The organism is Woeseia sp. D3-10 (genome assembly GCF_055809415.1).
The window spans coordinates 2,120,570-2,134,219 of sequence record NZ_JBVVTW010000007.1 but is presented as its reverse complement, the minus strand read 5'-3'; the positions used below and the strand labels follow the sequence as shown (position 1 = coordinate 2,134,219).

Here is a 13,650-nt window from a genome sequence, read left to right as displayed (position 1 = left end):
CTAGTCCGCGGCAACAGGCGTCGCACTCACCGGCCCTGTAACGGAACAAACTCGCAACATGAACAAGAGGGTTGCGAGCAGCAGGCACAATGCGCCGGCCGTTCGCAGCAGCGGCGCCATCGTGCCTGTTGCAGGAAAGCCAAATATCGCCCGCTGGCTCTGACCGTAAGGCATCAGGTTCGGCACCTGTTCCTGCTCGAGGCCGGCACTCTGCGGCCGGACCGGCGTCTTGTCGACGGCGACCAAACTCGTGTACTTGCTGACCAGGCCATAGGCCAGTGCGGTGTCGACGATGCCACTGCGAATGCTGTCATCGTCCGGCCGGTGCCGTTCCTGGCCGGCCAGTTCCGCGATACGCGCACGTGCCCAGAGCGCGGCAACGCCCGCGTTGTCCTGTGACTTCGCCAGTGGCACAGACGCAGACCAGCCGGCGCCGGCGGCATTGCCGCGGATCAGCAACTGGTCGCCAGCACGCGGCGAAAACCCGAGCCTCGCTTTGACGACGACGGGCTCACCACCGTAGAGGTCAGCGACCCGGCTCGGGTACATCTCTGCCTGTACACCATCCGGCCATTGCAGCTCGATGTCGGTCAGCATCGGTTCACGCAGGCGCCGCAACAGGCGACCCATCTTCTCCTGCACTTCGTGCAGAGCACTGATGTAAACAAAACTGCCGCGGCCGGCTTCTGCTGCTTTCTGCATGAACCAGCCATTGGGAGCAGAGCCGATACCCACGGTAAACAGACGCGTATCGCCGAGCCGCGCATCAATGAGATTGAACAACTCGACTTCGTTGCCCACCGCGCCATCGGTCACGAACACAACCTGGCGCAGCCCGTGATCGCTACGACCAGCCAATGCCTGCAACAGCGCTGGCCGCATCTCTGTGCCGCCGTCTGCCTTCAGCTGGCGTACCCAGGAGACTGCCGTTCGCAAGTTCTCCGGGGTTGCCGGGACACTGCGCGGAAAAAGCGGATCGGTGATGGAATTGAACTGAATGACGTTGAAATAATCGCCCTGGCGCAGACCATCGATTGCCAGCAAAACTGACTGCCGCGCCTGCTCTATTGATGTGCCGTGCATGGACCCCGAGGTATCAACAACCAGCGTGAGATCGCGAGCCTGAAATTCGTTGTCCGGCACAGGAATTCCAGGCGGCATCAGCATGAGCAGCAAGTGCTGCTGGTCGCCAACGGCCTCTGCAAACAGCAGCGCTTCGGGAACTGCGGTCCTGACCGGCCGCCACAACAATTCCAGATCGTGATCAGTCACTTCGTTGTCACTGCTGAAGGTAACGACGTAGCGGTCGTTGCTGTTGCTTACATCAATTGGGTGATAACGACTCGTGATGAGATCGAGTGGCATGCCCGCATCAATTTCAACGTGCAGGTTAATCTTGTGATCATCCGAGTGACTCACCATGGGCGGAGTAACAAGAGATGCGTCCGGCACACTGTCCGTATCCGCCGACCAGCCATTGCCCTGACGGTCGGCGACGGGCCGGCCCGGAATGTAACGCGGCGTCAATGTCATCGGAAAACGCAGACTGAACGTGCCCTCGTCCAGCTTGACCGTCTCAAGATAGCCGACCTCGATCGATATCGTCTCACCCGGTCCTATGTTCGCAAGCGAGGTTGTGAACAGGTTACTGCGTTGCTGGCCGACGAGGCTGGCTCGTTTTCCAGCCTTGCGGGCCGCTTCGTACTCTTTCTTCGCCGCTTCTTTCTCGCGAATTTCACCTTCGATGACTCTGTCTCCGGCGCGCATGCGCAGACTATCGACTGCAGCTTCTTGCGGCAGCGGGAATACATAGACGCCCTCAACCCACTCGCTGCCGTCATTGCGGAACACCTGGGTCACCCGAACGCGCGCCACCGTTCCACTTATCTGCATCCGGACGTCCGTGTTGAGTCGCGTTGCCGTGGTGTAGCCGGACTGCATACGCAACAACAAACTGCCGCTCTGCTGTTCCGCGATCTCATCCGCAACTGCAGCTCCGAACGGCGGCAACAGTGCCATCAGCAGCATAAAGGTCGTGATCATGCGGCGTACGCAAACGCCACCGAGACTGGTTGGGAGGAGATGCGCGGTAACCATCGGGAGCCAGTCTGGCCGGGCAAAGTTATTGTGAGTTAGGTTCGGTGCGGAAGTCATGACGCGGTTTCCTTGTGTTGTTGCACACATTTCAACCGCGCAACCGGCCGCCGCCATGACCCACTCGTGGCAATGCAACGACAGAATGTGGCGAATTGTGTCGCTTAGACTGCGCAACACCGCACGCGGAGCATGCCGCTCACTGCACACCGGTGTCCGCAATACCGCCACTAGGCGCTTGCGCCGAACAACGTTATTCTGTTCTGTATCTACGTGACGACGCTTGCGTTGCGAGCCAGCAGGAAAGAACGGAATGTCAAAGAGAATTGCCATCGTCGAAGACGAAGCAGCGATCCGCGAGAACTACGCTGCCGGATTCAGGCGCGAGGGATACACCGTTGATTTATTCGCGGCGCGGCTGCCCGCCTTACAGGCTTTCGAGGCACGCTTGCCGGATCTCGTCGTGATCGATATCAACCTGCAGGACGATGTCGAAGGCGGCTTCGAGTTATGCCGCCGCCTGCGCCAGATGTCGGATGACCTGCCGATCATATTTCTGACCGCTCGGGACAGTGAATTCGATGCCGTTTCCGGGCTTCGGCTCGGCGCCGACGACTACCTCACAAAAGACATCAGCCTGCCGCACCTGATGGCCCGCATTGCCGCGCTGTTTCGCAGACTGGATGCCATGCAACGGCCGGATTCCGGACAATCGCTGTTGCGGCGCGGCGACCTCGAACTTGATCTTGACCGCATGACGGTGCGCTGGCGCGATGAGCCGGTCGGTCTGACACTGACTGAGTTCTGGATGGTGCATGCGTTGGCGCGTTTCCCGGGGCACGTCAAGAATCGCCAACAACTGATGGATGCTGCGCAGGCCGTACTCGATGACAACACGATTACCTCGCACATCAAACGTATCCGGCGGAAATTCATTGCTGTAGACCCCGGCTTTGATGCGATCGAAACAGCCTACGGCATGGGCTACCGCTGGCTCGGCAGTCAATAACCGGCGGCAAAACCTGCGATGAACCTACGGCGCCAGTTGCTACTCATCAGTTTGCTGACCCTGGTACTACCGTGGGCCGGCGTGCAGTTTATCCGCGAAACGGAAACAGCGCTGCGCGATGGCCAGCAACAAATGCTCGCCGGCACCGCGCAGGCGATCGCTGATTCTCTGGCGCAGTTTCCCGACGAATTCCTGACGCCGCGGAACAACACGGCTTTTGGTGCTGGTCAGATCTACGCGCACCCGCTCGAACGCGAACCGCTGCTGGATGGCTACCTCGACGACTGGACGATCTCGCAAGACTCTCTGCGCGAAATGCGTGGCGTTGATGGCGGCATTCGCTATTTGTTCGGCACCTGGCGTCAGCAACTGTGGTTCTACGTCGAAGTGCCTGACCAGAGCGTGGTGTACGCCAGCCCGGACAACAGCAGCGACGTCGACAGTATTTCTCTGACCGGCGTCGGCGGCCAAGACGAGGCCATTGAGTTGCGGTTCGCGCCGGAAGCGCCGGGAAGAATCGTTGCGCGACGTGCTGACAACGATTCCGATCAACGCATTGTTGCCCACTGGCAGGACACGCCAAACGGCTATCAGCTGGAAGGTCGTGTGCCGCGCCAGGTTCTCGGCCCGGCCGTGGGACTGGTCGTCAACAACGCCCGGCGTTCCGGCAGCAGCGTACGCAGCAGCAGCTACAGTGGTCCGCAGCCGGGTCGACTGGTCATGCCCTCGCCCCTGCTGCAAAGCGTGCTCGGTGGCTATGTTCAGGCGGGGTTGCGCCTGATCGTCACCGACCGTGACGGCTGGCGACTGGCCAGTGCCGGCAGTATTTCCGGCGGCAGCCGACGCGGCGGTCAGGAGCGATCGGGTTGGCTGCGGCTCGCCTACGACGCCATTCTTGAACCTGGCGAAGAAGCCCAGCTTGCAGAACCCGATCCATCCGGGCGCGAACAACAACGTTACATTGAAGCAGCATTGAATGGCTCCATGCAGGACAGCTGGTTCCGCTCGGCTCAGACCGGCCGCGCGGTCGTCGCTGTTGCCCAACCGGTTTGGTCCGGCAACGTACAGACGGGCGTGGTGGTACTGCAACAAGGTACGGACGCAATACTTAGCCTGACAAGCGATGCCTTAACCCGATTAATGACGTTTACCCTGATTGCCACCTTGGTAGCGGCGGGTGCTTTGCTGGGTTACGCCAGCTGGCTGTCGCAGCGTGTGCGGCGTCTCAGCCACGGCGCGCGCCGTGCGCTGGATGATGATCGCGCCCACGCGGAGCTGCCCAGTCTGAATGCGCACGATGAGATAGGCGATCTCTCACGCAGTTTTTCCAGCGTGCTGCGTCAGTTGGGTGACTACAACGAATACCTGCGTTCACTGGCGTCAAAACTGTCGCACGAACTGCGCACACCGCTGACCATCGTGCGTTCATCACTCGACAACCTGGAACACGAACCTCTTTCCACGGAAGGCCGGCGTTACACGGACCGGGCACGCGACGGCGTTGATCGTCTGAAAGGCATTCTCAGTGCCATGAGCGAGGCAAATCGCATTGAGGAACTGGTTACTCAGGCCGAGGTTGAAACGTTTGACCTTGATCACGTGCTGCGTTCGGCGCTCTCGGCTTATGCAACAGCGTGGCCGCAACACGCGTTCCCCTACAAAAAAACGGCACACAATACGCTCATGCAGGGTGCACCTGAGTTAGTCCTCCAGTTGCTGGATAAACTCATCGACAACGCCGTGGACTTCAGTCACAGCGGCGCTGACATACGAACGACGCTGCGCGAAGACAATGGCATGTTGCACGTTGATATCGTCAATTCCGGCCCGCCGTTGCCAGAAAAAATGCGCGGCCAACTGTTCGATTCGATGGTCTCGGTGCGCGCCGGCAGCGCGAGTCAGCACCTTGGCCTCGGCCTGTTCATCGCCCGCGTCATCGCTGAGGGCCACGGCGGCCATATCACGGCAGACAATACCGATGACGGCGTGCGTTTCAGTTTTTCACTTGTGCGCGATTTCGCGCGAACGGTGTCATCATGAAATATCGAAGACCCAAGGAGAGCAAGCCATGTCAAACGAAGGCTATCACGAGCCAATTGAGGAGCTGACGGACGAGACTCGCGATATGCATCGCGCGATCACGTCGTTAATGGAAGAACTGGAAGCGGTCGATTGGTACAACCAGCGTGTCGATGCCTGCAAAGACCCTGAGCTCGCGAAAATACTGGCGCACAACCGGGACGAGGAAAAGGAACACGCAGCGATGGTGCTGGAATGGATACGTCGCCGCGACCCAACGCTGGACAAAGAACTGCGAGACTCTTTGTTTACAGAAGGTGAAATCGGCGGTCACCACGACTGACCCCGCAGTACACACTGCGCGACCAAGCCAGCGCCGTTGCCGTCAGTCGATGGCAGCGTGCGCTGCGGCTTCAACACCCAGCCAGCTGGCGATGCCTTTTGCCGCTTCACGGCCCTCGAACACGGCCGTGACCACGAGGTCGGAACCGCGCACCATGTCACCGCCCGCGAATACTTTCGGATTGCTGGTCTGGTAGGGATACTCGCCCAGCTTGTCGACCCGAACCCGGCCATTCGGCTGAACGTCGATTTGCTGCTCCGCAAACCAGTCTGCCGGGCTGGGCCGGAAACCAAACGCAATCACGACTGCATCCGCTGGCAAGATCTGCTCCGTTCCGGGCTTGGGCTCCGGACGTCGCCGACCACCGGCATCCGCTTCACCTAACTGGGTTTCTATTACTTTCACGCCGGTTACCCGGTCGCTTCCGACAATTTCCAGAGGCTGCATGTTGAACAGGAAATTCACACCTTCCTCGCGGCTGTTCATCACCTCGCGGCGCGAACCGGGCATATTCGCTTCATCGCGTCGGTAGGCGCAGGAAACGGAAGCAGCACCCTGGCGGATAGCCGTGCGATTACAATCCATGCCGGTATCGCCACCACCCAGCACCACGACGTTCTTGTCGGCCAGATCGATGTACGGCGTTGCCGAATCCGCGATGCCGAGTTGTCGATTGATGTTTGAAATCAGGTACGGCAACGCCTCGTGTACACCATCAAGGTCTTCGCCGGCAAAACCGCCACGCACAGAGGTGTACGTACCCATACCCAGGAACACCGCATCGTAGTCATTCAGCAACGTTTCAAATGGCAGGTCTTCTCCGACCCGAGTATTGAGCTGGAATGTCACGCCCATGCCTTCCAGAATTTCGCGACGCGTACGGATGACACTCTTCTCCAGTTTGAACGGAGGAATGCCGAACGTCAGCAGGCCACCAATCTCGGAGTACGCATCAAACACGACGGCGCGAATACCGTTGCGCGCGAGTACGTCAGCAGCCGCCAATCCTGCGGGACCTGCACCGACGATAGCGACACGTTTGCCGGTATCTATCACCTGCGACATGTCGGGTCGCCAGCCGAGCTTCAGTGCTTCGTCCGTGATGTATTTTTCGATGTTGCCAATACTGACGGCGCCAAGACCGTCATTCAGTGTACAAGCCCCTTCGCACAAGCGATCCTGCGGACACACCCGTCCGCAAACTTCCGGCAAAGAGTTGGTTTGGTGCGATAACTCCGCCGCTTCGAACAAACGGCCTTCTTCAATCAAGCGCAACCAGTTCGGTATGTAGTTGTGGACCGGGCACTTCCACTCACAGTAAGGATTGCCACAAGACAAACAACGCCCGGCCTGACTCGCTGCATCGGCACCGTCATACTGCCCGTAAATTTCCGAGTAGTGTTTGATGCGAATTTCGGCCGGCACTTTTTCCGGGTCGCGGCGCGGCAATTCGAGAAACTGTAATGGGTGCTTTGACATGGTTACGCCGCCTGCCTTAATGATTCTATGAGCGAGCCAAGTTCTGCTGCCTTGGGTTTCACGACCCAGAACTTCGGCAGGTAACTGCGGAAATCTTCCAGAATTTCCTCAGCCCAGGCGCTACCTGTGTAGTCGGCGTGCGCGGCAATCAGGGTGCGCAAATGGTGCAAATGCGCTTCCATGCTCTCGGGCGTAATCCGGTGGATATCGATCAGCTCGTGGTTATAGCGATCCACGAAATTGCGATCGATATCGAGCACGTAGGCAAAACCACCGGTAAGTCCGGCGCCAAAATTAACGCCAGTGCGGCCCAGTACTACCACGACGCCGCCCGTCATGTATTCGCAACAATGGTCGCCAGCACCCTCAACGACGGTGGTCGCACCGGAATTTCGGACCGCGAAGCGCTCGCCCGCCAGGCCTGCCGCGAATAACTGCCCGCCGGTCGCACCGTACAGACAGGTGTTGCCGATAATGCTGGTCTCGCGCGCAACGTAGGCAGCAGTCGCCGGAGGCCGCACAACGATACGACCGCCGGTCATGCCTTTGCCTACGTAATCGTTGGCATCGCCGGTTAACTCCATGTTCAGGCCGTCAACATTCCACGCCGCGAAACTCTGGCCGGCAGTACCGTTCAGAGTAATGTTGAGCGGTGCTTCAAGCATGCCGTGATTGCCGTAGCGTCGGGCTATCTCGCCTGACAGGCGGGCGCCGATTGATCGATTGAAATTGCGTACCGTGAATTCGAAGTCGCCGCCGGTCTTGCCCTCGATGGCCGGCAGCACTTCGGCCAGCATTTGTTCGGCCAACTCGCCCCGATCGAACGGTTGATTGCGCTCACTGCCGCAGAAGCGTGGCACGTCATCCGCAACGCCACCCAGCGACAGAATAGGACTGATATCGAGTTGCTGTTGCCGGGCCGTATCGCCGGCTTTCGCCTGCAGCAAATCGGCGCGACCGATAATCTCATCAAGCCTGCGCACGCCGAGATCGGCGAGCCGCTGACGAACGTCTTCGGCCACGAACGTAAAGAAATTGACGACCATCTCCGGCAAACCGACGAAGAAATCGCTGCGCAGGATGTTGTTCTGCGTCGCGACACCCGTGGCACAGTTGTTTAGGTGGCAAATACGCAAATACTTGCAGCCCAGCGCAACCATCGGTGCGGTTCCGAAACCGAAACTTTCCGCGCCCAGCATCGCCGCCTTGATGACATCGAGACCGGTCTTGAGGCCTCCGTCCGTCTGCAAGCGAACCCGGTGCCGCAGACCGTTCGCGCGTAACACCTGCTGTGCTTCGGACAAACCCAGTTCCCACGGACTGCCCGCGTACTTGACCGAGCTCAGCGGACTCGCGCCGGTACCACCGTCGTACCCGGAGATGGTGACCAGGTCGGCGTAGGCTTTCACTACCCCAGCGGCGATCGTACCGACACCGGGCTCCGACACCAGCTTCACAGAAACCAGCGCTTCGGGATTGACCTGTTTCAGGTCGAAGATGAGCTGGGCCAAGTCTTCGATGGAATAGATATCGTGATGCGGCGGTGGCGAAATCAGCCCTACACCTGGCCGCGCATAACGCAGCGTCGCGATCATCTCGTTAACCTTGTGCCCCGGCAACTGGCCGCCTTCACCGGGCTTCGCGCCTTGCGCAATCTTGATCTGGATAACCTCGGCATTCACGAGGTATTCGGCGGTTACGCCGAAACGGCCGGACGCTACCTGCTTGATTTTCGACATACGCTCAGTGCCGTAACGCGAACGATCTTCGCCACCTTCGCCCGAATTCGAACGCGCGCCGATGCGGTTCATCGCGATGGCCAGTGCTTCATGTGCTTCGGGCGATAACGCGCCCAATGACATGCCTGCACTGTCGAAACGTTTGAGAATGTCTTCCACCGACTCGACTTCGTCAATCGGCACCGGCGCGCCTAACGGCTGCTCCGCCATCAGGTCGCGGAAAGTCGCGACCGGTCGTTCGTTAACCAGCTTCGCGTAATCGTTGTAGCGATCTTTGTCACCACTGCGTACGGCCGCCTGCAGGGTCGCGATCACGTCGGGGTTGTAGCAGTGGTATTCGCCGCCGTGCACGTATTTCAGCAAGCCACCCTGATTGAGCGGTGTACGCGGCTCCCACGCACAGGCGGCGAGTTGACGTTGATCATCCTGCAAGTCTTTGTAATTTGCGCCCTGTACCCGGCTGACGGTGCCGCGAAAGCACCGATCAACAACGTCTTTATGCAAGCCGACGATCTCAAACAGCTGCGACCCGCGGTAACTCGAGATGGAAGATATGCCCATCTTCGACATGATCTTGAACAGACCTTTACGCACACCACGGCGGTAGCTACGGCCCAGCTGCTGCTGATCATCCACATTACCGCGTCGGGCCAGGTCATACAGGCTTTGGTATACGAGATAGGGATAAACCGCGGTCGCCCCGTAGCCAATCAGACAAGCGATGTGGTGCGGATCGCGGGCCATGCCGGTCTCTACCAGGATGTTGATTTTGCAGCGCTTGCCGATCTCGATAAGCCGATGGTGGACCGCACCTGTAGCCAACAACGCATGCACCGGTAACTGGCCGGGTTTCAGATAGCGGTCGCTGAGCATAATGATGACTTTGCCGTCATCGACGGCTTGCTCCGCCTCATTACAAATGCGCGTGAGCGAATCCTGCAGCGATTCGGTTTCCGGCGCATTCAGATCGATGAACGAGTGTTCGTCCGCGAACATGTCCGGCCCAAGCAATTGTCGCAGTTTGCGCTGCGAGAGTACCGGTGAGTTCATGATGACCTGGCGTGCACTCTCAGGACCGATATCAAACAAGGAACCTTCGCGTCCGATATTCGTTTGCAGCGACATGACGATGCGCTCGCGCAAGGAGTCAATCGGCGGATTGGTAACCTGCGCAAACTGCTGACGGAAGTAATCGAACAGCGGCCGCACTTGCTTCGACAATACCGGCATCGGCGTATCGTCGCCCATGGAACCCACCGCTTCCTGCTCTGCCTGAGCGAGTACGGCAACAATCTCCACCAGCTCTTCGCGGCTGAGATTGAACATCTTCTGGTAAGTCGCGAGCGTTTCTTCGTTCATCGGCTCGGCGGCCATGTGCCGATCGACCAACTCCGAATCAAGGTAACGTACACCTTGCTTCAACCATTTCTTGTACGGCGCCCGCGCTTTCAGAATGTCGTGAATATCGTCATTGAAGAGTAAGCGGCCCTGACGCAAATCCACCGCCAGCATTTCACCCGGCCCAAGGCGACCCTTGCTAACGACGTCTTTGTCGTCGTAGTCGTAAACGCCGATTTCCGAGGCGATCGTAATATGCCGGTCTTTCGTTATGACGTAGCGTGCGGGCCGCAAACCGTTGCGATCGAGACAGCAGGCCGCGTAGCGGCCGTCCGTCAGCACGATACCGGCGGGACCGTCCCACGGTTCCATGTGGCAGTCGTAGAACTCGTAGAACGCGCGCACATCGGCGTCTATGGTGTCGACGGTGTGCCATGCGGGAGGAATCAGTATGCGCATCGCCTGCAGCACGTCCATGCCGCCCGCGCGCATTACTTCGAGCATATTGTCGAGGCTGGAGGAATCGGATCCCGTCAGCGACACAATCGGCTGCAGATCCGCAACGCTTTCCAACTTATCGGACACAAAATTTTCAGCGCGCGCGAGCGCCCAGTTGCGGTTGCCGGAAATCGTGTTGATTTCGCCGTTATGTGCGATGAAGCGAAACGGTTGCGCGAGCCGCCATTCCGGCAAGGTGTTGGTTGAGAAACGCTGGTGGAACAGGCAAACCGAAGTTTCCAGGCGCGGATCCTGAAGATCGCGATAGAAGCTTGGCAGCACATCCGGCATCACCATGCCTTTGTAGCTGATCGTTGCCGAGGACAGACTGGCAATGTACGCCGTCGGATCAATTGCACTCATCTGATTTTCGGCACGACGTCGCGCCAGAAACAGGGCGCGATTCAAGGTGCCGCGCTGCAGACCGTCCGGCGCATTGACGAACACCTGCTCGATGCGCGGCAGAGTACGCAATGCCAGATCACCACAGACGGAAGGATCGGTAGGTACTACCCGCCAACCGGCAAGCTCGAGTCCGCTCGCGCGCAATGCATTGTCGATGGTTTGCCGGGTCGCGGCTGCAATCTCAGGATCCGTGCTGAGAAAAACAGTACCGGCCGCAAAACGATCAGCGACGGAAATACCGGCCTCACTGGCGACCGTACGCAAAAAGGTTTCCGGAAACTTGATCAACAGCCCGCAGCCGTCGCCGGTTTTTCCGTCGGCGGCTACAGCGCCACGATGAGTGAGACGAGCAAGGGAGCTGATCGCGGTGGCAATAACCCAGTGACTGGGTTGATCATCAATGTTCGCAATCAAGCCGAAGCCGCAGCTGTCGCGGTCGAAGGCTTTGTCGTACAAGCCGTTTGCAGAATTCTCAGTCATGTCTACCCCGGAGAGTCTGCAACAGCGACTCCCCTAATACGCAACCAGCGATATGAAATGACGCCCAGTTATTCCGAGAGGCCGTAGTACGGCGTTTGAGCCTACGATGGTGAACCGCGGCTGGTACTTCCTGGATAGTTTATAGAGCGCCTAACGCCGGCCAGTATATGACAGTGGGTTTGCTTTCGGCCAGTGGCAGTCGAATTCCACCGCGCCTGACCACACGCGACGGGCGTTTGAGCCTTGTATAGCAGGCCGGCAAGCATCCTCGGCCGGCGAATAGCCGCGCAATGCGCAAGCGGCGGGGCCAGTCACCTGCCTGCTATCACTGCACCAAGATGGTGCCGTCCTGCGAAAAACGCAGCGGTGGCGCGAATGGAATGCCGACCGCGACACTGCCGCTCACCTGGTAAGGAATTGGCCGCGACGTACCCGAGCGCAGCAATGAGGCAAAACTCGATGCGGTACTCATCAGATCGAGATCGACGCTGATGCCGAAGCTGCTTTCACCTCGGGCCGGCACCGTGAAGCGGCTGGCAGTTTCGCCGCTCGCAAACTGCCGCGCCTCGAGAAATACGGCGTATTGCACGCTCTTGATCGGGAGCGGAAACGGGTTCGGGTTGGCCACGTCAAAATGCAGGCGAAACGTCTGCCGTCGCAAATTCAACTCGAGCAACTCTATTGAACTGAGCTCTACGACCGGGCTTTCTATGACCGGCCCCTGACTCGCACAGGCATTGAGTAGCATCGTTGCACACACCACAACGAATCCTGATCGAGCCTTCCTTATCCGCCTGTCCATAGCCTGTCTCCTGCTGTTTCGCAGTGTATAGCAATCAGCGTAACTCATTCAGCTCACCCCAGCGGGCGCCAGTCAGCAACCAGTCGTTGCCCTCAAGCTGGAGTTCCAGTTCGAAACGGTAGGCGTCGGCACTGAAACCCAACACACTGTTGTTCGAGCCGGCCATTCCAACTTTAAGCACAACATCGGCCGCCGTTTCCTGATGAATCACGATACTTTCGATATCGACTAACAGGACAATCGCGTTCTGACGCAGGAACATGATCCTGAACATGCGATCCAGATCGGATCGTTCATAGCCGCGCGCATCAGTGTATGACGCCGCTATTCTGGTCATTAGTGCTACCCGGTCTTTCCGTTCTGCCTCTTCTTCTGCCTCGCCGAGCCACGCACGCACTGCCTGTTCCGGCGGGGGTGGCGGGTCGCCGCAGCCGAACAGGCCCGCAAGCAGCAGAACCAGGCCGCCGATGACCCAAAGTTGCCGCTTCGAACTCAACATTCGTAGGGACGCTCCGCTCTAATCGGTGTCAGCCGCAATATAAACGGTGTGGCTCCGCGCAGCCGGCGGTTGGTGTCACGGCTTAGAATTTTCGCTGTTTCGATACTCATACCGTTAACCACTCCCGGTGACGCCGCGACGAATAAGGTAGGCTAGACTTCATCCATACCCGACTATTTGCGTGGGGTAAAGGCGAGATTCGTGACGCAATTCGCAGATCGCATCAGTTTTGGTAAACGAACCCGCGACGGCGCGGTCGAGCAACCCCGGAAAAAACTATGTCGGTAAAACTTCTCAGCGAAAGCATGGATGCAACGATGACGGATGACGATCAATTGCGCATCGATCGTGTGCTGTCATTCTGGTTTCAGGAGCAAGAACTCAGTGCGCCGCAGATTGATGCACGTATGGACACCTGGTTCGGCGAGAATCCCGACTTCGATCAAGAAATAGAGAAAGAGTTTTCGGGCGATATCGAACGTGCCTCCAACGGCAAGCTCCAGCACTGGGCCGATCAAGCGCGCGGCCGACTCGCGCTGATAATTCTGCTTGACCAGTTTCGTCGCAATATTTATCGAGGCACCGAGAAAGCGTTCGACATGGACAAGCGGGCACTCAAGTTATGTGTTGAAGGTGCCATGCAAAACATGGACAAGAGCCTGACACCGATCGAACGGGTTTTTTTCTACATGCCGTTGCAGCATGCCGAATCGCGACGGGTGCAGGAAAAATCGATTCAGATTTACGAGCGCCTGGCCAAAGCGGTATCCGCTACTTACCGCGAAACCTTCGAAACCGTTCTTCAGTTTGCCGAACTGCACCGCGATATCGTTGCACAGTACGGACGCTTCCCGCACCGCAACCAGTTGCTGGGCCGGCCCAACACCAAAGAAGAAGATGAATACCTGTCAGGCGACGACACACCGGATTTCGGCCAGTCCTGAC

General features: G+C 58.5%; 9 protein-coding genes. 4 read left to right on the top strand and 5 right to left on the bottom strand.

The features are described from left to right. Positions 1–2,154 (bottom strand): marine proteobacterial sortase target protein, encoded by a 2,154-nt coding sequence (locus AC0L8N_RS09995; protein ID WP_473667498.1) that lies wholly within the window; start codon positions 2,152–2,154, stop codon positions 1–3. A gap of 253 nt (positions 2,155–2,407) precedes the next feature. On the opposite strand from AC0L8N_RS09995, the gene pdsR reads away from it, so the two are divergent. The 3 genes from pdsR to AC0L8N_RS09980 are packed head-to-tail and all read left to right on the top strand — an operon-like array spanning position 2,408 to position 5,465. After that, a complete protein-coding gene (pdsR, locus tag AC0L8N_RS09990) occupies positions 2,408–3,103 on the top strand; it encodes a proteobacterial dedicated sortase system response regulator (protein WP_473667497.1) in 696 nt (231 codons plus the stop codon). A gap of 18 nt (positions 3,104–3,121) precedes the next feature. Beyond that, entirely contained in the window at positions 3,122–5,143 is a 2,022-nt protein-coding gene (locus tag AC0L8N_RS09985) for an ATP-binding protein (protein ID WP_473667496.1), read from the top strand. Positions 5,144–5,171: 28 nt separating this feature from the next. Continuing rightward, positions 5,172–5,465 (top strand): encapsulin-associated ferritin-like protein, encoded by a 294-nt coding sequence (locus AC0L8N_RS09980; protein WP_473667495.1) that lies wholly within the window; start codon positions 5,172–5,174, stop codon positions 5,463–5,465. Between the two features lie 42 nt (positions 5,466–5,507). Here AC0L8N_RS09980 and AC0L8N_RS09975 read toward each other — a convergent pair whose 3' ends face one another. The 4 genes from AC0L8N_RS09975 to AC0L8N_RS09960 form a co-directional block, all read right to left on the bottom strand. Beyond that, the gene (locus AC0L8N_RS09975) at positions 5,508–6,944 is read right to left on the bottom strand and encodes an FAD-dependent oxidoreductase (RefSeq protein ID WP_473667494.1); all 1,437 of its coding nucleotides are present in this window, start codon (positions 6,942–6,944) and stop codon (positions 5,508–5,510) included. A 2-nt stretch (positions 6,945–6,946) separates the two neighbouring features. Further along, positions 6,947–11,404, bottom strand: coding sequence for a glutamate synthase large subunit (gene gltB, locus AC0L8N_RS09970; RefSeq protein WP_473667493.1), 4,458 nt, complete (start codon positions 11,402–11,404; stop codon positions 6,947–6,949). A gap of 325 nt (positions 11,405–11,729) precedes the next feature. Further along, on the bottom strand, positions 11,730–12,206 hold the full coding sequence (locus AC0L8N_RS09965) for an LEA/WHy family protein (protein WP_473667492.1): 477 nt from the start codon (positions 12,204–12,206) through the stop codon (positions 11,730–11,732). A 34-nt stretch (positions 12,207–12,240) separates the two neighbouring features. Further along, positions 12,241–12,705: a hypothetical protein gene (locus tag AC0L8N_RS09960; protein ID WP_473667491.1), complete on the bottom strand. Its 465-nt coding sequence runs from the start codon at positions 12,703–12,705 to the stop codon at positions 12,241–12,243. A 278-nt stretch (positions 12,706–12,983) separates the two neighbouring features. Between AC0L8N_RS09960 and AC0L8N_RS09955 the strand changes: the two genes are divergently transcribed. Then, positions 12,984–13,649, top strand: a complete 666-nt coding sequence (locus tag AC0L8N_RS09955) for a DUF924 family protein (RefSeq protein WP_473667490.1) — start codon at positions 12,984–12,986, stop codon at positions 13,647–13,649. The last annotated feature ends 1 nt before the right edge of the window (position 13,650 follow it).